Genomic DNA, 17,456 nt, shown 5'->3' with positions numbered 1-17,456 from the left:
AGACGACGATGACCACGAAGACGGCTACCACGAAGACCTCTGCCACGAAGACCGCTGCCACGGTGGGCTTCTCGACCGAGGAACGCGCCGCGATGAAAGAGCATGCCCGGGAGCTGAAGACCGCCGCCCGCCGTGGCGGCAAGGCCGCGAAGGCGGACGGCACCGCCGATGTGCTGGCCAAGATCGCCGCGATGCAGCCGGCCGATCGTGCGCTGGCCGAACGGATTCACGCCATCGTGACCGCCGAGGCGCCGGATCTCGCCCCGAAGACCTGGTACGGAATGCCGGCCTACGCCCGCGACGGCAAGGTGGTCTGCTTCTTCCAGAGCGCCGAGAAATTCAAAGCTCGTTACGCGACACTGGGTTTCAACGACACCGCGCGCCTCGACGAGGGCACGATGTGGCCGGTCACCTACGCACTGACCGCGCTGACGGCGGCGGACGAGCAACGGATCGCGGACCTGGTCCGGGCCGCGGCCGCCTGAACGCGTCCGTCGCCGACCCCGGCACATCGGAGCCGGGCCGATTCGGCAGCCCGACATTGTGAAACAGGTTGTCTCGGCAACTTTTGCATTCGCCGAAAACGCGTAGAATTCCAGCAGGTCGGGACAGCTATTTGGAGCCCTATCATGAGCAAGAAAAGGAATTCACACTCGAAATTCGCACGATTGGCGGCCGCCGCCGGAATAGCCGCGGCTGCCGCGGTTCCGGTCGTCGCAGCCGCGACGCAAGCGTCCGCCGCCACACCGAACTCCGCGACCCAATCCGTCGACAGCCCCGGCTGGGGTAACGGCGGCGGCTGGGGCCACGGTGGTGGCTGGGGGAACGGCGGCGGCTGGGGTAACGGGGGCGGCTGGGGCTGGAACCCCGGCTGGTGGAACCCCTTCGGCGGCGGCTGGGGCAGCTTCTAGCGCCGATGACCGAGCCCGGACACGCCCAGCGTGCCGGGCTCGGCCGCATCGACTACCGTTGCTGTGCCACCGAATTCGACCAACCGGGCGGAAACGGTGACCGAATGAGAATCGTGTGTATCGGTGGCGGGCCCGCCGGACTGTACTTCGCCATCTCGATGAAGCGCCGCGACCCGGCCCATGCCATAACGGTGATCGACCGCGATCCTCCCGGCTCCACCTACGGCTGGGGCGTCGTGTACTGGGACGACCTGCTCGACATCCTGTATCGGAACGACCCTGACAGCGCACAGGCGGTGCGCGCCGGATCGGTTCTCTGGCGGGAACAGGCCATTCACGTGGGCGACGACCGGACCGCATACTTCCCGGGTTACGGCTTCAGCATGGGCCGCGCGGCATTGCTCGAGGTACTGTCGCGCCGGGCGAGCGAACTCGGCGTCGACGTCCGATATGGCCGAGAAGTCCACGATCTGTCCGGCTTCGACGACGCCGATCTCGTCGTCGCTTCCGACGGCGCGAGCAGCCGGGTGCGGCAGCTGGACGATCATCGGTTCGGAACGTCGGTGACACTCGGCGCCAATCGCTATATCTGGCTCGGCACCGACAAGGTCTTCCACCGATTCACCTTCGCCTTCGAACACACCCCGGCCGGTTGGATCTGGTTCCACGCCTATCCGTCGATCGCCGGAAAGATCAGCACCTGCATCGTCGAATGCCAACCGCGGACCTGGCAGGGGCTGGGATTCGATTCCCCGGACAACGCGGCGAATACGCGTGACCTGGAAGCTATCTTCGAACGCGTACTCGACGGTCACTCGTTGATCAGTAAGTCGCGAGGCGAAATCGCAAGGTGGAGTTGCTTTCCCGAGGTGACCAACAAATCCTGGTACCACGACAATGTGGTGCTGCTCGGCGACGCGGCGCATACGACGCATTTCACGATCGGTTCGGGCACCCGGCTGGCGATCATCGACGCCATCGTGCTCGCGCAGAGCCTGTACGAACACGGCGAGATCGCCGACGCGCTGGAGGATTACGACACGCAACGGCGCGCCGCGATGCGCCCGATTCAGGCCGCCGCCCGTGCCAGCATGACCTGGTTCGAACGCGCCGACCGGTATCTGGACCGCGATGCCGTGCAGTTCGCCTACGCGATGGCGGTCCGGCACGGGCTGCAGATGCCGTGGCGCTACCAGATGCACCTGCTCATGCAGATACCCGCCGTGCGCACGATGCGGCGTGGCGTCGACTCCGGACAGCGATGGTGGCGGGCCGCGCGGCGAGGGGAACTCGCGATGGGCCGGCACCGACCTGGACAGCCTCCGCCCTGAGCTATTCGGCTGCGCGACCGTTCTCGTCGCGATGCAACACCCAGGTGCCGCGGCCGGCGGCCTTGGCCCGGTACAGGCCCACATCGGCATCGTTCAGCAGTTTCTCGGCGTTCGCGCCCGCGACCGGGGCGACGACGGCGCCGATACTGGCCGACATCGCCAGCAGATCGGCAGGACCGACGGGCACAGGTTCTCGCAGGGTCGCGAGCATCGTCTCGGCGGCGGCATGGGCGGTCTCCTCGTCGCAGGGCGGTGCGAGCAGCGCGACGAACTCGTCGCCGCCGATGCGGGTGACCGTGACCGACGGTGAGGCCATTTTCGCGTCCAGCCGCCGCCCGACCTCGGCCAGCACGCTGTCGCCCGCGCGGTGGCCGTAGCGGTCGTTGATCAGCTTGAACTCGTCGAGGTCGAGAAAGCACAAACCGATGTGGTCGGCGGGGCCGGCCGTCGCGACGATAGCCTCCAACTGCTCGAGCAGGCAGTGACGGTTGGGCAGACCGGTCAACGGGTCGTGACGGGCCTGCCACCACAGCTTTTGCTCCATCGCCCGGCGCTCGGTGATGTCCTCCCCGACGGCGAGCAGGCGCAGATCACGTCCGCCCGCGCCACGCACCAGCGTCATCGTCCACGCACCCCAGCAGACGGTGCCGTCGGGGCGGCAGAAGCGGCCTTCGAAGTGCACGGTGCCGTGCCGGTGCTGGTACAGATCGACGACCACCTGCTGGAGCTTGTCGCGATCCTCGGGGTGCATCAGATCCAGCCCCGCGACCCCCGGCACGTCCTCCGGTTTCATCCCGACCATCCGCGCGGTGGTCGGGTTGGCTTCCAGCGTGATGCCGTTGCTGTCGTACAGCGCGATCGCCACCGCCGCGTTGTCGAACACCACCCGGAACCGCTGGTCGGCTATCTCCTGGCTGTCCGTGTGGACCTTCAACAACTCGGCGCTGTAACCGCGCCCGAGTTCGCCCAGGAGGGCGCCGAACCGCTGCGTGCGATCCGGCCGCTGCGACCGCTCCAGCAAACAGGCCAGCACCGTCGCGGACGGAGTCATCAGGGCGGGGTCGGTCAGCTTCCACCGCACCATCTCGACCCCGACTCGGTACGCGGGCGACGGATCGAACGATTCGGCCGACATGGCGGCTTCCAGGTCGACGAGCCATTCCGTCAACTGCTGGGCGCGCGGCAGAGCCGTCAGCACGCCACCGCAATCGACCAGGGCCGCCGACCAGTCCCGCGCCATATCGGCAGCCTCGCGCCTGTCCATTCGCGAGGACCTTCCTCCATCGCCGGACCCGCGGGGCCCGGCACCGACGCCCCTCCCCATCCGCTGACAACGAGCATACGAAAGAACCGCCCCGCCGTGTGTGCGACGGCATGAACCGGCGCACGACCACAGGGAACTGCGGGCCCGCACCGATCGGGCAAACCCGGCAACTTCGCCGAACCGAGTTCCGACGATCTCCGCACTCTCCCGTCGGCTCGACCCGAGACACGAGTGCGGCTACGTTGAGCCGGCTGAGAGCGGTCGGCTCGAACGCAAACGGGGGAAGTATGTCAGCTGACGACGGTGCGGTTCGCCAGGGCGATTCCTGGCCGCGGCGGGTCGGCGCGCTCCTGAGACTGCTCGTACCCCAACGTCATTCGCTGCTGGCGGCGACGGCGCTGCTTCTCGTCGGCACCGGGTTGTCGCTGGCGCAGCCGCTGCTGGCGGGGCAGGTCGTGCGGGATGCGTCGTCGGGCGCGACGATCGCATGGTCGCTCGCGGCGTTGGTGGGGGCTTATCTTCTGTACGCCGTCGCCGACACCGGCGGCACCTACCTCCTCGAGCGGACCAGCGAATCCGTGCTCCTGTCCGTGCGCCGTCGTCTGGCCGGGCATCTGTTGCGGTTGCGGATCCCCACGTTGGAGTCGCAGCGGGTCGGCGATCTCATTTCCCGGGTCACGCTCGATTCGACCGTGATCCGCAACGCGGTCGGGAGCAGTCTGGTCCAAATAGTCACGGGCGCAATCACACTCGTCGGCACCGTGGCGGTGATGATCTATCTCGACTGGCTGCTGTTCTCGATCGTCTTCGTCACCGTGGGCGTTGCCGTGATCGAGACCTACTCGGAGAACGGACATCCCGCACTCGAATTCCGGGACGTGCATTTCTCCTACGACGAGCGGCCGATCCTGCACGGCGTGAGTTTCTCCGTACCTCCGCGGGGACATGTGGCCCTGGTCGGCCACTCGGGTGCCGGGAAATCCACCGTATTCTCCCTGGTCAGCCGGTTCTACAATCCGGACACCGGCGATATTCTGCTCGGTGGCCGCTCCTACGCCGGCCGGCCACGCCGGATGTGGCGCTCGGAGATCAGCTTGCTGGAGCAGAACGCGCCGCCGCTGTTCGGCAGCCTCCGCGACAATCTGACCTACCGGCAGCCGGGCCTCGGCGATGACGATCTGCGACGCGCGACCGAGCTCGCCGGTCTGGCCGATCTCGTCGCCCGGCTCCCCCGCGGCCTGGACACTCCGGTGGGCGAGCACGGCGTTCTGCTCTCCGGCGGCGAGCGCCAGCGCGTGGCACTGGCCCGGGCGCTGATCCGCCGCCCGGTACTGATGATGCTCGACGAACCCACCGCCATGCTCGACGCCGAAACCGAGAAGGCGCTCAACGTCACCATCCGGAACGTGCGGAAAGAATGCGCCCTCTTGGTGATCGCCCATCGCCTGTCCACCATCCGCGAGGCCGATACCGTCCTGTTCCTGAGGGACGGGCGGATCGCCGACAGCGGTCCGCACGACGAACTGGTCGCCCGCAATGCCGACTATCGGCAGTTGGTGGGCGCGAAGGTGTGAATCGGCGGTGGCGGCCGGTCAGCTCGACAGCGTCGCGAATGCGGCCGGGTCGAACAGGTCCCGGATCCGGTTCCACGGGAGTTGAACCGGGTAGTAGTCGCCCCGCGCGTGGCCGACGGAGAAGTAGACGGTGAGTCCCTCCGGCGCGGGCACCCAGTCGGCGAAATCGTCAGCACCGGGAGCGTGGGTGAACAGCGTGGGCCCGTCCGCGGGCACCAGGCTCTGAGCGGTGGTGGCGAGCGCGCCCCAGGCCCGACCAGGATCACGGAGAGCCGTCGGCAGCATGACGGGTTGTGCGGTGCCGGTGTCGATCACCACGGTGCCGATCTGGTTGACCGGATGCGGGCCGCCCTCCCACGTGTGATCCGTGATCAACACGCCCGCGACGACATGCGCGCCGATGCGGGTGACGCGGCTCGTTTCGCGGCAACGGAGCTGTGCGGCGTGCAGCGCACCGTTCGCGGCGCCGCCGCTCAGATCGGCCAGCGATGCGCGCATCGCCGAGTTGAAACGATCACGAATCGCCTGGTCACCACCCTCGAGTTGTGGCAGCACGACGTCGGTCGTCAGGCTCGGGGTCTGCTCTCGCACCGGCACGGTGATGCCGCTGTAAGGCCCTGTCGACGGCGCGGCTGGAAGGGGGCAACCGGCATCCTGATCGGGCGCAGCGGTATCCGGCGCAGCGGTCATCTGCCGAGCCACCGGTTCGGACGACGTGGGCGCCGAAGCGCCGTCCTCCCCGGCGCCGCAGCCCGAAAGCGCGACCGCACCGACCACGATCGCCACCAGAACCGACCTTTTCATTGCGAACTCCCCCACTCTCACGGCGAACGGCAGCATATATCGGCCTCACATTTCGGCGCGCTGTTTCGTCCACAGTGGAAGGGGCCTGTACCGAACGAGGGAGCGAACATCATGACCGATCCGGACCCGAGCGCCGTGGTGAGCGAGCGGCGGGCACTGCTCAACCTCGCCTACCGGCTGCTCGGCTCCCTCGCCGAGGCCGAGGACGTGGTGCAGGAGACCTATGCGCGCTGGTACGCCATGTCCCCGGAACAGCAGCGGGCCGTCGCCGCGCCGGGGGGCTGGTTGCGCACCGTGGCCAGCCGCATCTGCCTGGATCTGCTCGGTTCTGCGCGGGCCCGGCGCGAGCGCTACGTCGGGGAATGGATTCCGGAGCCGGTGCCCGACCGCAGTGAATGGGGCGCACCCGCACCGGCCGATCCCGCCGACCGCGTGACGCTCGACGAATCGATCAGTATGGCGTTCCTCGTCGTGCTCGATTCCATGACGCCCGCCGAGCGGGTGGCCTTCGTCCTGCACGATGTCTTCCGCTACTCCTTCGCGGAGATCGCCGATATCGTCGGCCGCACGCCCGCGGCCTGCCGCCAGCTCGCCTCCTCCGCGCGCCGTCGCGTCCAGACCTCGGCAAGTCCGTCTCGGGACGAGCGCGCCGAGGTCGTCAGGGACTTCAAACGGGCCTGGGAAACGAAGGATATCGAGGCATTGATCGAGATTCTGGATCCGCGGGCCGTCGCGACGGCCGACAGCGGTGGCCGGGTACTGGCGTTCCGCGACCCGATCAACGGCGGCGAGCAGATCGCGCGGGCCTGGATCCACATCGCCTCCCGCGCAGGAGAAGTCACGCTGCTCGAGCGGACCGTCAACGGCCAGCCGGGCCTGGTGGCACAGATCGACGGGACCATCGCGACCGTCTACGCCTTCGATATCGCCGACGGCCGGATCACCCGCATCTGGGCGATCCGCAATCCGGAGAAGTTGCGGCAGTGGACTGACGCCTGACCGACGAAAGTGGTTCGCGCGGAACGGATTTCTACGCGAATCGGACATCCGCGTCCCGGCGCGATTTTCGGTACTTTGGATACGGTCACCGTTACGACTGGGCTGACACCGTGGGGAGCGTCGAGCGGCGCCGGTAGCAGGGAGCACAGTATGGCCGAGGCCGAGGTATCCGAGCAGATCGAACTGGTGGAAGAGGACTTCCACGACGATCCGCACAAGTACTACGAGCGCTGGCGGGCCCGGGGGCCGGTGCATCACGTGCGGTTCACGCACGAGCGCGGGATTCCGTGCTGGGTCGTGGTGGGCCATGCCGAAGCACGAGCAGCGCTCGCCGATCCCCGACTGCACAAGAACTCGGCCGGCACCATCGAGCTGTTCCGGCGCAAAGGCTCTGCGGTGCTGTCGAATTCGGATGCGCAGGCCTTGAGCACCCATATGCTCAATACCGATCCCCCGGAACACACGCGGCTACGGAAGCTGGTGAACAAGGCTTTCACGCCGCGGCGGGTGGCGGCATTGCGTCCCCGCATCGAGGAGATCACCGCCGGACTGCTCGACGAGGTGGCGGCGCACGACGAGGTCGACCTGTTGCACGCGTTCGCGACCCCGCTACCCGTCACCGTGATCTGCGAATTGCTCGGGGTTCCCTTCACCGATCGCGACGATTTCCAGCTGTGGACGAAGATCCTGGTGGGCGCCGCCGGAGACCTGGCGGACCGCGACCGCGCATCCGCCGACATGGGCGGATATCTGACGGGGCTGCTGGCGGACAAGCGCGCGCGGCCCGGCGACGACCTGCTGTCGGGGCTGGCCACCGAATCCGACGACGGTGATCGTCTCACCGATCAGGAATTGGTGGCGATGGCTTTCCTCCTGTTGGTGGCCGGCCACGAGACGACGGTGAATCTCATCGGCAACGGCACCTTCGCGCTGCTGCGCGACCGGCCCCAATTCGATGCGCTGCGCGCGGATCCGGCGGGCATCCCCGCCGCCGTGGAAGAATTTCTGCGGATCGACGGCCCGGTCGGCTGGGCCACGGTCCGGTACACCGAGGAACCCGTCGACATCGGCGGAACCGTCATTCCCGCAGGCGAATTGGTCTACGTCGCCCTGTCGGCGGCCGATCGCGATCCCGATCGATACCATTCGCCGGACGCACTCGACATCGGCCGAAAACCGTCCGGGCATGTGGCTTTCGGCCACGGAATCCACTTCTGTGTCGGCGCTCCCCTGGCCCGGATGGAGGCGGCCGTCGCCTTCACCGCCCTGCTGGATCGCTTTCCGCAGCTCGCCCTGGCGCCCTCGTTCACTCCGCGATGGCAGCCGAGTCTGCTCATGCGGGGACTCACGGAACTGCCGGTGCGCCCGCACGGTTAGGCCGAAGCGACCGGGTCATCAGGCCGGCAGCGCGGTCTTCGCCGCCACCGCACGCAGCGCGGTGCGCAGCCCTCGACGCGAACGAGAGGGCGCGCCGTCCGCTGCGGCGAAGGTGCGGTATCCGAGAAACTTTCGCTCCGAGGCGGTTTCGGGCGCATCGTCGGAGGTCGCGGTGAGAAAGCGGTCCGGCAGCGCCAATTTGTGGATCGTGCGGAGGGTGAGCGCGTATTGCCGCAGCAGTGGACCCGTGGTGTACGGCAGATCGAATTCTTCACACAGGGCTCGCACGCGGGTGGCGATTTCCCGGTACCGGTTGCTGGGCAGATCCGGGAACAGGTGGTGTTCGATCTGGTAGCACAGATTGCCGCTCATGAAGGCTTGCACCCGCCCGGCATCGAAGTTCGCGGTGCCCAGCATCTGGCGCAGATACCATTCCGCCTTGGTTTCCGATTCCAGCACCGACGGCGTGAATTTCTCAGCACCGTCGGGGAAATGTCCGCAGAAGATCACCAGGTACGCCCACAGGTTGCGCAGCACATTGGCGCCGAGATTGGCGAAAAGCGTGCGCCGCCAGCGTTTTCCGCTCAATGCCGGGAACAGTACGTAATCCTTGCCGGCCTGCCGGATCAGTTTTCCGAGCAGCGCGCGGGTCTGGCCGGCCTTTTCGGCGGGATCGGTCGCCCGGTCGTGTTCGGAGTCCAGATCGTGCCAGGCGATACCCCATTCGAACGTCGCCGCCAGCAGCACGTTCTGCAACGGTTGCAGCAGCAGGCGCGGATGCCAGCGCTGATCTCTGGTCACCCGCATCACGCCGAAGCCGATATCGTCGTCCATGCCCAGCACGTTGGTGTAGAGGTGATGACGGACGTTGTGTGCGTAACGCCACTGCGCGGACAGCCCGGCCATATCCCACTCCCAGGTGGTGGAGTGGATTTCCGGGTCGTTCATCCAATCCCACTGACCGTGGGAGACGTTGTGCCCGATCTCCATGTTCTCGACGCTCTTGGCCGTCGCCAGGCCCGCCGTACCGAGCACCCAGGCCAGGCGGCCGCGACCGCCGAGGATGATCAGTCGCGCGACGGCGTCGAGAGTGCGCTGAAAGACGATCGTCCGGCGAATGTAGTTCGCGTCGCGCGCCCCCAGATCGGCCTCGACATCGGCGCGGATACGGTCGAGCTCACGCCCCAGCGCCTCGATATCGGCGGGCCCGAGATGTGCGTACGCGCCGATCTCGGTGATTGCCATGGTCTACATCCTCGAATTGGTGTGTGGTGGCGCGAACGCCCACCGACGAGGACATATGCGGAGACCCGCCGATGCCCCGAGCCTACCCGCACCCGATGAACAGCCCACGACACGACCGCGGTGTCACGCGACCGCGTGTTCATTCGAGCCACGCGTCGCTGCGCGCCGCCCACGGATTGCATTCGTACAGCGACGGTTCAGCGGCGGAGGCGGGATCGCTGCTCGGATGCATGCCCCACCCGAACCAGTTGGCGACGTTCTGGTTGGTCCCGTGCCAGCGTCGTTCGCCCGGCCGATCGCCGGCACCGGCATTGTTGGTGTAGGCCCGGTCGGCCAGGCTCCGGGTGATCGAACCGCGTCCGGTATTGACGCCGTAGAACATCCCGGAGAAACACCAGGCCTGCAGCTCCAGCCGACGGTTGAGCAGGTCGACCTCCGGTCCACTCCAATTCAGTGCCGAGGCTCGGGCCTGAAAGGCGGCCATGATCCCGGTGAGTTGTTGCACATGGTGCTCGTATTCGTGCGAGAGCACCGCGAGCACATTGCCGACTCCGTAGCCGATGACCGGGGTCATGGTGTCGAACGGCATCACGATCGTCCGGTCGGCCGCACAGTAGAACGCTTCCCGATTGCTGCCGGTGGAACTGCACGCGCCGTCGTAGTCACCGATTCGGGCGCCGGCCCACAGAGCGGGCGAGGACATGGCGATCCGGAAGTGAGCCAGGGTCGGCGCCCAAGCGGCGTCGTGGCAGCCGATCGCGGCCCGGTAGTACGCCTCCGCACCGTCCGGAGTGTTCCGCCAGCCGGGCAGCCGGCAGTCGACACTCGACAGGCCCACACCCTGTTCGCTGAGCACCGGATTGCCACCGAGCTCCGGATCGGATTTCACCGGGCCGGTGCCGGTATGCGGACGATTTCCGGCGACCGCCGTCGGGCCGGGTGTGGACCGCGCCGTAGCCTGCGGCATCACCGGCGAGTCGACGGGTTTCGGCGAATGGGCTGTTGCGCAACCACAGAGAAGCAGAGCGGCGACAACTGAAAAGATCCCCCCACGAAGCAATTTCACGCCCTACTTGTACCAGAGCTCCCCCGCGCCCGGTCGGTGCCGGCGGGTGCCGCCGATCAGCTTCCGAGTTCGGACGCGGAGTCCGACCCCGCGGTTCCGGTCTGCCGGAGGAAGTCCGCGATCACCTCCAGTTCCGTTTCCGAATACCGCTCGAGCAGTTCGTCCATGCGCCGGTTCATACCCGAGAAGACCTGGAACAGTTCGGAATTGCGTTCGCGGACGGCGCGCAGGGTGACTGCGCGCCGGTCGCTCGCCTCGGGGTCGCGTTCCCGGACGATCCAGCCGCCCTTCTGCAACCGGTCCAGGACGCCGGTGAGGGTGGCCGGGTGCAGGCCGGTGCGCCGGGCGAGGGCGGTCGGCGAAATCGGGCCCTGCCGGTTGATCAGGTCGAGACAGGTCCAGTCCACGTCACGGAGCTCGACCCGGCCGCCGAATCGGCGATTCAGCAGGGCGAGCTGAATGTTCAAGTCGCGCAACGCATCCTTGACGTCGACGGTCAGCCGGCGCCGTTGCTGCGCGGCCACGCGATCCGCCTCCGAGCTCATCGGCACCCTCCGGTCGATTCATACGGTTTTCATATGATATCCCCGGCCGAACAGCTCCGGCAGGTCAGTGCCGTTCGACCCGGAACACCGCGATGCGCTCGGCCGCCGCCGCCACCCCGTCCGGCGTCGCCGAGTCGGCCAAACCGGTTGTGACGAAACGATTCCCGACACTGGCGGGCCCGGATCCGACCAATTCCCGCAGCAGATCCCCACGCTGCCCGACCGGAACCTCGACCAGTCGCGCGGTCGAGGAGGTGCGCCCGCGCGTCAGCGTGACCGAATCGGCCGCCCGCACGTTGGCCACCCACGCCGCCCGGGGATAGGCCTGCACGATGTAGTGCCCCCCGTTCAGCTCGTTGACCGCGATCGGGAAGGTGCGCGGTTGCCCACTGCGCCGGCCGGCGACGGTGAGCAGTTGCATCGGCCCGAAACCGATTCCCAGCCGTTGCAGGCCGACGACGAGCGGATTGAGTCGCTTGACCATCCGCCGATACCGCTGCGCATCCATATTCCGGAACCTCCGCTACTTTCGAAACCATATCCTATGGTTTCCATACTATATCCATACAATATCACTTCCGATAGTCCTGAACGTCGGGATTCGTCCGGTAAACCCGTCAAGGGCCATTGGCCCGAGAGATGGCGCAAGTGCGCCAGAACACACCTCCGGTTCGGTGTCTTCCAGGCGACAGGCCGGCAAACACCGTGCACACGCCCCATGAACCTGTGTCACCTGCACATTTGCCGGGCGAAAGGCAAGACCGCCCGCGCCCGGATACGAACGAGCGCGGGTAACGATCCTGAGCAATGTGAACTATCGTCCGGTCACGAATCGATAACCCCTCTTTCGCTTCGGGAGACCTTGTGCTCGAGCTCGACCATTTCAGCCACGGCTGGGTAACCCCGGTCCTGGCTTATCTCATGTCCTTCATCGGATCCGTTCTGGCACTGCGCTGCGCCACACACGCCCGGGCCTCACGCTGGCCGGGCGGCTGGCTGATCGCCGCGGCCGTCTCACTCGGCGGCGCCGGTATCTGGGTCATGCACTTCACCGCCATGCTCGGTTTCTCGATCCACGGCGCGAACATCCGCTACGACGTGCCGATGACGCTGCTCAGCGCCGGTATCGCGATCGTCGTGGTCTGGGCCGGGTTGTCGATCGTGGTGCGCGGGCACCGGGAAGCGATCGCACTGCCTCTGGGCGGGATGATCACCGGCTTCGGCGTCGCGGCCATGCACTACCTCGGCATGCATGCCATGCACGCCGGCGCGCACATCGAATACAGCACCGGACTGGTGGCCCTGTCGCTGCTGATCGCCGTGGTGGCGGCGACCGCGGCGCTGTGGTTCGTCCTGCACGTGCGCGGGTTCTCCGCCACCGTCGGCGCGGCGCTCATCATGGGCCTGGCGGTATGCGGAATGCATTACACCGGAATGGCATCCATGACCGCGCACCGCATGGACAACATGTCCGAACCGTCCGGCGGGGTCGACTCGGTGCAGTTGCTCACGCCGCTGATCATGGTGGTCACACTCGTCACCATCATGCTCGTGGTACTCGTCGGACTCGCGGAGGTCGACGGGCCCTCGCGTCGCGAGAACGTCGACACCACAGGCGATCTCGATCTCGCCGACAGCGGCCGCGCGTGGCCGCGCGCCTACACCGAGGAGTCACCCGCTCCCGATCAGCCGGCATCGGCAGTCAGTCTGCAGGCGATGTCGAAGCGGCAGTCGCACCGGCGATAGCCGGGCGATCCGGACGATCGGCCGAGCGACAGCTCAGCCGATCGTCCTCCGGATCCATTCTTCCGCAGCGGCTTTCGCCTCCGCGACCGATCGCGCGCTGACCTCGCGCAACATCCGGCCGTCGGCGGCTTCGACACGCCACGCACAGGTGGTCCGCGTGGTGGGCTTCACCAGGCCGCGGGCTTCGCCGAACGCCTTGACCAGCCACCAGCGGGTGCCGTCGCCGGCCAACTCCCAGCCGTCGACCGCATCCGAGGGGCGCACCGGCCCGAACGGCTCGTCGTCGGCATTCGCCCGGGTCTCGGCCACCGGCCCCCTCCTCCGCGATTCACGTTGCAGTCCAATGCTGGTCGAGCTCGATGCACATTGTCGCGCAACATATCCTCGCGGCGGATTCGAACCCCCGGATCGGCGAGCCGCGTGGCGTGCCCGCCGCCGGCCTCAGAAGCGGCGAGCGCCGGTGACCGGCATCTGCCCGATCGCCGATCGGATGACACCCTCACCGCTCGTCGCGGCGTGCACGACCGTGCCGTCACCCGCGTAGAGGGCGGAGTGACCGCCGCCGTAGAACGACACCAGATCGCCGGGTTGCAGCGTGTCGAGGTCGACCGGCGTACCGGCGGACAGCTGGTCGTAGCTGGTGCGCGGCAGGTCTACCCCGACCTGCCGATACGCCCACTGGACCAGGCCCGAGCAGTCGAAGGCGTCGGGTCCGGCGGCACCCGAGATGTAGGCCGAGCCGATCTTGGACTCGGCGGCCTCGAGCGCCCGCTCACCGATCGACTTCAAGGTCTGCGGCGGGGCCGGATGGATTTCCGGGAAGAGCCCGGGAATTGTGAACTGCGGTGGAAGTGAAATTCCCGGTACGACCGGGGCGGGGAATGGCGAGTCGGCGTGTGCCGGGCCGGCGGTCGCCACCATCGTGCCCGCCGCGCCGAGCAGAACGGCCAGCGATGCAGCGGTCGACCAGGCCTTACGACGCAAACGGCGGGTACATCGACCCGCCTCGGTTCCTGCCATGATGCGTTCCTCCGAGTCTCGTAGCGAGAGCAGATTTCCGAAACACCACGGTGATCAGTCGATCGTTGGATCCGGGGAGCCATGATTCGCCACGGTCGAAGCGAAAACAAATACGAACACACCAATTCGAATAACGAAACGATAAATTTGCGAAATACCTCAGATATCGCTGGTATTTCGATACAATCCCTACGGTCGTCCGGCGGGCGTTTCGGACGCATCCGGGCCGGTCGCGAGCAGGGAATGGCGACGGCTGTAGCTCAGGTAGACGATCGCGCCGACGGCGAACCAGACGGCGAAGCGCAACCACGTCACCGGCTGCAGGTAGGTGATCAGCCAGATCGAGAAGCCGATCCCGAGCAGGGGCACCGCCGGCATCAACGGCGTGCGGAAACTCCGCGGCAGGTCCGGACGGCGATAGCGCAGCACGATCACCGCCGCACAGACCACGATGAACGCCAGCAGGATGCCGATATTGGTCAGCTCGGCGGCCTGTCCGATCGGCAGCAACCCCGCGATCACCGCCGACGCGATACCGACGATCCAGGTGATCCGGGTGGGCACCTGGCGCACCGGGTGGGTTTTGGCGAACCACCGGGGCAGCAGGCCGTCCCGGCTCATCGAGTACCAGACACGGGTGACGCCGAGCATGAAGGTGAACAGCACCGTCATGATGCCGACGATGGCGCCCGCCGCGATCAGACTGCCCAGACCGGGCAGGCCGACCGATTCGAACGCGGTGGACAGCCCGCTCTCCGGATCGATATCGGTGTAGTGCTGCATGCCGGTGAGGACCAGGCAGACCAGCACATAGAGCACCATCGACACCGCCAGCGACAGCAGGATCGCCTTGGGCAGATGACGTTTCGCGTCCACCGACTCCTCCGCCGCCGTCGACATCGCGTCGTAGCCGAAGACCGCGAAGAAGACGGTCGCCGCCCCGGTGACCGCGCCGGACATACCGAACGGGAAGTACGGGTGGTAATTGGCGGAGTCGATGTGGAAGAACCCGACCGCGATCACCACCAGAACAACCACGATCTTCAGGCCCACCACGAAGGTTTCGAATCGCGCCGCGGCCCGGATACCCAGGTTCAGCAGGGCCGCGATGAGCAGGCACAGCAGCGCGGCGAACAGATCCACCACATGGCCGTGGCCGGTTCCCGGCGCACCCAGCATCCATTCGGGGAGCCCGATATTCAACTGCCCCAGCAGAAATTGGATGTAGCCGGAGATGCCGATCGCCACCACCGACACGATCGCGGTATATTCCAGCAGCAGATCCCAGCCGATGAACCAGCCCACCGGCTCGCCGAGGACCGCGTAGCCGTAGGTGTAGGCCGAACCCGCGCGCGGGATGAGCCCGGCGAATTCGGCGTAGGAGAGCGCGGCGGCGGCGCTGGCGATCCCGGCGATCAGGAAGGAGACCAGCACGGCCGGGCCGGCGGTCTGATTCGCGACCGCACCGGCCAGGGTGAAGATGCCGGCGCCGATGATCCCGCCCACCCCGATGGCGGTGAGCTGCCACAGGCCCAGCGTGCGATGCAGGGTGGTGGCGGATTCGTCCTGGATCTGGTCGATCGGCTTGCGCCGGAAGAACTCTCGCAGAGCGGGACCGGTTCGCATGGGCGCTCCTTGTCCGAGGGCGGCGCTGGTGAGCCCACAGTACCGATCTCACCGGCCGGTCGCCCGGTATCGGCCGCGGCGACCCGGCGGCCGGCGATTCCATGGAACACGTTCTAGACATGATGGCCGATTTGTCTTACCGTCGATACATGAGCAAGACGATGTCTCACGAGGCACGCTTCACCCTGCGGTCCGGCGAATCCTGGCGCGACCCCTGGCCGATGTACGCCGCGCTGCGCGAATCCGACCCGGTACACCATGTCGTCCCCGAGAGCCGCCCGCACGAGGACTACTACGTCCTGTCGCGCTACGCCGACATCTACGCGGCCGTGCGCGATCCCGAGACGTTCTCCTCCGCCCAGGGCCTGACCGTCGACTACAACAACCTCAGCGAGATCGGGCTCGGCGAGAACCGGCCGTTCGTCTTCACCGATCCGCCCGACCACACCGTTTTCCGGCGCCGCGTGGCCAAGGGCTTCACGCCGCGGCAGGTCCAGGAGATCCGGCCCGCGGTCGAGGCGTTCGTGGTCGAGCGGCTCGAGAAGCTGCGCGTGGCCGGTGGTGGTGACATCTCGGTGGAGTTGTTCAAACCGCTGCCGACCATGGTGGTGGCGCATTATCTCGGTGTGCCGGAAGAGGATCGGGCACAGTTCGACCGATGGAGCGAGGCGATCGTGGCGGCCTCGGCGACCGGCGGCATCGAGCATGCGCAGGAAGCGGTCGGTGAGCTGACGCAATACTTCATCGCGATGATCGAGAAGCGCAAACGCGAACCGGCGGACGACACCGTCTCGCATCTGGTCGCCTCCGGGCTGGGCGCCGACGGCGACTTCGGCGAAATCCTGCAGATCATCGGCTTCGCGTTCACGATGATCACCGGCGGCAACGACACCACCACCGGAAATCTGGGCGGCGCGGTGCAATTGCTGACCAGCCACCCCGAGCAGCGGCAGCGCCTGCTCGACGATCCCAGCCTGATCCCGGGGGCGGTCGACGAATTCCTGCGGATGACCTCGCCCGTGCAGGGCCTGGCCCGCACCACCACCCGCGATGTCGAGATCGAGGGCGTCACCATTCCCGCCGGCCGCCGGGTGCTGATGCTGTACGCCTCGGCCAATCGCGATGAACACGAATACGGTTCGGACGCAGGCGAACTCGATGTGACGCGCAATCCGAAGAATATTCTCACCTTCGGCAACGGCAACCACCACTGCCTCGGCGCGGCCGCAGCCCGCATGCAGGCCACCATCGCGCTGCGGGAACTGCTGGCCCGCTGCCCGGACTTTACGGTGGACCTGGACGGAGTCCGATACACCGAGGGCAGTTATGTGCGCTGGCCGGTCAACGTCCCCTTCGTCCCGGCATGAGCGACTGGCTGGCGCATCCGCGTTCCCTGCAGGCGGCCGAGCGGATCCTGGACGCCGCCGCGAGCCTGTTCTCCGAACGCGGCGTGAACGCTACCCAGATGGGCGATATCGCCAAGGCCGCCGGCTGCTCGCGGGCGACGCTGTACCGCTACTTCGACAATCGGCAGGCGGTGCAGCTGGCGTATGTGCATCGCGAGGCGCGGCGGGTGGGCGCCCGGGTGACCGCCGAGATCGGCGGCATCGCAGACCCGGGTGCACGCGCCGTCGCCGGAGTGCTCGCCAGCCTGCGCGCAGTGCGTTCGGATCCCCTGCTGATCGCGTGGTTCCGGCCCGACGACGCCGGGGCCACGCTGCAGATCGCCCAGACCTCCGAGGTGATCGAGGCCATCGCCCGCTCGCTGTTCGCCGCCGAAACGACCTCGGCACCCGATGAGGCACACGAGGATTGGGCCCGGCTGGCCCGCTGGCTGACCCGCATCATCGTCTCCCTGCTCACGGTGCCCGGCCGGGACGAGGCCGAGGAGCGCGACATGCTGGAGCGCTTCATCGCTCCCCTCGTCGCCCCGGCGGGCTGAGCACAC

General features: G+C 67.2%; 18 protein-coding genes. 9 read left to right on the top strand and 9 right to left on the bottom strand.

Features of this window, described 5'->3' with window-relative positions:
- Positions 1 to 8: 8 nt before the first annotated feature.
- The 3 genes from AC5592_RS31665 (at position 9) to AC5592_RS31655 (ending at position 2,242) form a co-directional block, all read left to right on the top strand.
- Positions 9 to 485, top strand: coding sequence for an iron chaperone (locus tag AC5592_RS31665; RefSeq protein ID WP_051024253.1), 477 nt, complete (start codon positions 9 to 11; stop codon positions 483 to 485).
- Positions 486 to 629: 144 nt separating this feature from the next.
- Complete coding sequence (locus AC5592_RS31660; RefSeq protein WP_084507485.1) at positions 630 to 911, top strand: hypothetical protein; 282 nt, start codon at positions 630 to 632, stop codon at positions 909 to 911.
- Between the two features lie 104 nt (positions 912 to 1,015).
- Positions 1,016 to 2,242, top strand: coding sequence for an FAD-dependent monooxygenase (locus tag AC5592_RS31655; RefSeq protein ID WP_063066305.1), 1,227 nt, complete (start codon positions 1,016 to 1,018; stop codon positions 2,240 to 2,242).
- Position 2,243: 1 nt separating this feature from the next.
- On the opposite strand, the gene AC5592_RS31650 is transcribed toward AC5592_RS31655, so the two are convergent.
- A complete protein-coding gene (locus AC5592_RS31650; protein WP_063920428.1) occupies positions 2,244 to 3,506 on the bottom strand; it encodes a diguanylate cyclase domain-containing protein in 1,263 nt (420 codons plus the stop codon).
- Positions 3,507 to 3,793: 287 nt separating this feature from the next.
- Here AC5592_RS31650 and AC5592_RS31645 point away from each other — a divergent pair, with 287 nt between their 5' ends.
- The gene (locus AC5592_RS31645) at positions 3,794 to 5,080 is read left to right on the top strand and encodes an ABC transporter ATP-binding protein (protein WP_063066290.1); all 1,287 of its coding nucleotides are present in this window, start codon (positions 3,794 to 3,796) and stop codon (positions 5,078 to 5,080) included.
- An 18-nt stretch (positions 5,081 to 5,098) separates the two neighbouring features.
- Here the strand turns inward: AC5592_RS31645 and AC5592_RS31640 are convergent, their stop codons facing one another.
- Complete coding sequence (locus tag AC5592_RS31640; RefSeq protein WP_157122354.1) at positions 5,099 to 5,884, bottom strand: hypothetical protein; 786 nt, start codon at positions 5,882 to 5,884, stop codon at positions 5,099 to 5,101.
- A gap of 111 nt (positions 5,885 to 5,995) precedes the next feature.
- On the opposite strand from AC5592_RS31640, the gene sigJ reads away from it, so the two are divergent.
- Both sigJ and AC5592_RS31630 read left to right on the top strand, forming a co-directional pair.
- Positions 5,996 to 6,883, top strand: a complete 888-nt coding sequence (gene sigJ, locus AC5592_RS31635; RefSeq protein ID WP_063066288.1) for an RNA polymerase sigma factor SigJ — start codon at positions 5,996 to 5,998, stop codon at positions 6,881 to 6,883.
- 150 nt (positions 6,884 to 7,033) lie between these two features.
- Positions 7,034 to 8,260, top strand: coding sequence for a cytochrome P450 family protein (locus AC5592_RS31630; protein ID WP_063066287.1), 1,227 nt, complete (start codon positions 7,034 to 7,036; stop codon positions 8,258 to 8,260).
- A gap of 18 nt (positions 8,261 to 8,278) precedes the next feature.
- Here the strand turns inward: AC5592_RS31630 and AC5592_RS31625 are convergent, their stop codons facing one another.
- The 4 genes from AC5592_RS31625 to AC5592_RS31610 all read right to left on the bottom strand — a co-directional run bounded on the left by AC5592_RS31625 (position 8,279) and on the right by AC5592_RS31610 (position 11,624).
- Positions 8,279 to 9,505 carry a fatty acid desaturase family protein gene (locus tag AC5592_RS31625; RefSeq protein WP_036498065.1) on the bottom strand — a complete coding sequence of 409 codons (1,227 nt, stop codon included), beginning with the start codon at positions 9,503 to 9,505 and terminating at the stop codon, positions 8,279 to 8,281.
- Between the two features lie 139 nt (positions 9,506 to 9,644).
- Complete coding sequence (locus AC5592_RS31620; RefSeq protein ID WP_084507478.1) at positions 9,645 to 10,472, bottom strand: neutral zinc metallopeptidase; 828 nt, start codon at positions 10,470 to 10,472, stop codon at positions 9,645 to 9,647.
- 155 nt (positions 10,473 to 10,627) lie between these two features.
- Positions 10,628 to 11,116, bottom strand: coding sequence for a MarR family winged helix-turn-helix transcriptional regulator (locus AC5592_RS31615; protein ID WP_086007184.1), 489 nt, complete (start codon positions 11,114 to 11,116; stop codon positions 10,628 to 10,630).
- 64 nt (positions 11,117 to 11,180) lie between these two features.
- Complete coding sequence (locus AC5592_RS31610) at positions 11,181 to 11,624, bottom strand: nitroreductase family deazaflavin-dependent oxidoreductase (protein WP_198163983.1); 444 nt, start codon at positions 11,622 to 11,624, stop codon at positions 11,181 to 11,183.
- 356 nt (positions 11,625 to 11,980) lie between these two features.
- On the opposite strand from AC5592_RS31610, the gene AC5592_RS31605 reads away from it, so the two are divergent.
- The gene (locus tag AC5592_RS31605) at positions 11,981 to 12,862 is read left to right on the top strand and encodes an MHYT domain-containing protein (RefSeq protein ID WP_306304663.1); all 882 of its coding nucleotides are present in this window, start codon (positions 11,981 to 11,983) and stop codon (positions 12,860 to 12,862) included.
- A gap of 33 nt (positions 12,863 to 12,895) precedes the next feature.
- Here AC5592_RS31605 and AC5592_RS31600 read toward each other — a convergent pair whose 3' ends face one another.
- The 3 genes from AC5592_RS31600 to AC5592_RS31590 form a co-directional block, all read right to left on the bottom strand.
- Positions 12,896 to 13,171: a hypothetical protein gene (locus tag AC5592_RS31600; RefSeq protein WP_036498064.1), complete on the bottom strand. Its 276-nt coding sequence runs from the start codon at positions 13,169 to 13,171 to the stop codon at positions 12,896 to 12,898.
- 132 nt (positions 13,172 to 13,303) lie between these two features.
- The gene (locus AC5592_RS31595) at positions 13,304 to 13,882 is read right to left on the bottom strand and encodes a C40 family peptidase (protein WP_051024248.1); all 579 of its coding nucleotides are present in this window, start codon (positions 13,880 to 13,882) and stop codon (positions 13,304 to 13,306) included.
- A gap of 189 nt (positions 13,883 to 14,071) precedes the next feature.
- The gene (locus tag AC5592_RS31590; RefSeq protein ID WP_063066286.1) at positions 14,072 to 15,508 is read right to left on the bottom strand and encodes an amino acid permease; all 1,437 of its coding nucleotides are present in this window, start codon (positions 15,506 to 15,508) and stop codon (positions 14,072 to 14,074) included.
- 149 nt (positions 15,509 to 15,657) lie between these two features.
- Here AC5592_RS31590 and AC5592_RS31585 point away from each other — a divergent pair, with 149 nt between their 5' ends.
- Positions 15,658 to 16,875: a cytochrome P450 gene (locus AC5592_RS31585; protein ID WP_063066285.1), complete on the top strand. Its 1,218-nt coding sequence runs from the start codon at positions 15,658 to 15,660 to the stop codon at positions 16,873 to 16,875.
- Complete coding sequence (locus AC5592_RS31580) at positions 16,872 to 17,450, top strand: TetR/AcrR family transcriptional regulator (protein WP_036498059.1); 579 nt, start codon at positions 16,872 to 16,874, stop codon at positions 17,448 to 17,450. Before AC5592_RS31585 ends, AC5592_RS31580 begins: the two co-directional genes overlap by 4 nt.
- Positions 17,451 to 17,456 lie beyond the last annotated feature (6 nt).

The organism is Nocardia violaceofusca NBRC 14427 (genome assembly GCF_963869435.1).
GTDB lineage: Bacteria > Actinomycetota > Actinomycetes > Mycobacteriales > Mycobacteriaceae > Nocardia > Nocardia aobensis.
This window is presented reverse-complemented; position numbering and strand designations above follow the sequence as displayed.

Excerpts from the sequence above, each read along its gene's own strand:
- AC5592_RS31660 (WP_084507485.1), top strand. The coding sequence starts at position 630 with ATGAGCAAGAAAAGGAATTCACACTCGAAATTCGCACGATTGGCGGCC.
- AC5592_RS31610 (WP_198163983.1), bottom strand. The coding sequence starts at position 11,624 with ATGGATGCGCAGCGGTATCGGCGGATGGTCAAGCGACTCAATCCGCTC.
- AC5592_RS31650 (WP_063920428.1), bottom strand. The coding sequence starts at position 3,506 with ATGGACAGGCGCGAGGCTGCCGATATGGCGCGGGACTGGTCGGCGGCC.
- AC5592_RS31590 (WP_063066286.1), bottom strand. The coding sequence starts at position 15,508 with ATGCGAACCGGTCCCGCTCTGCGAGAGTTCTTCCGGCGCAAGCCGATC.
- AC5592_RS31655 (WP_063066305.1), top strand. The coding sequence starts at position 1,016 with ATGAGAATCGTGTGTATCGGTGGCGGGCCCGCCGGACTGTACTTCGCC.
- AC5592_RS31630 (WP_063066287.1), top strand. The coding sequence starts at position 7,034 with ATGGCCGAGGCCGAGGTATCCGAGCAGATCGAACTGGTGGAAGAGGAC.
- AC5592_RS31580 (WP_036498059.1), top strand. The coding sequence starts at position 16,872 with ATGAGCGACTGGCTGGCGCATCCGCGTTCCCTGCAGGCGGCCGAGCGG.
- AC5592_RS31585 (WP_063066285.1), top strand. The coding sequence starts at position 15,658 with ATGAGCAAGACGATGTCTCACGAGGCACGCTTCACCCTGCGGTCCGGC.
- AC5592_RS31640 (WP_157122354.1), bottom strand. The coding sequence starts at position 5,884 with ATGAAAAGGTCGGTTCTGGTGGCGATCGTGGTCGGTGCGGTCGCGCTT.
- AC5592_RS31665 (WP_051024253.1), top strand. The coding sequence starts at position 9 with ATGACCACGAAGACGGCTACCACGAAGACCTCTGCCACGAAGACCGCT.
- AC5592_RS31615 (WP_086007184.1), bottom strand. The coding sequence starts at position 11,116 with ATGAGCTCGGAGGCGGATCGCGTGGCCGCGCAGCAACGGCGCCGGCTG.
- sigJ (WP_063066288.1), top strand. The coding sequence starts at position 5,996 with ATGACCGATCCGGACCCGAGCGCCGTGGTGAGCGAGCGGCGGGCACTG.
- AC5592_RS31620 (WP_084507478.1), bottom strand. The coding sequence starts at position 10,472 with ATGCCGCAGGCTACGGCGCGGTCCACACCCGGCCCGACGGCGGTCGCC.
- AC5592_RS31645 (WP_063066290.1), top strand. The coding sequence starts at position 3,794 with ATGTCAGCTGACGACGGTGCGGTTCGCCAGGGCGATTCCTGGCCGCGG.
- AC5592_RS31595 (WP_051024248.1), bottom strand. The coding sequence starts at position 13,882 with ATGGCAGGAACCGAGGCGGGTCGATGTACCCGCCGTTTGCGTCGTAAG.
- AC5592_RS31625 (WP_036498065.1), bottom strand. The coding sequence starts at position 9,505 with ATGGCAATCACCGAGATCGGCGCGTACGCACATCTCGGGCCCGCCGAT.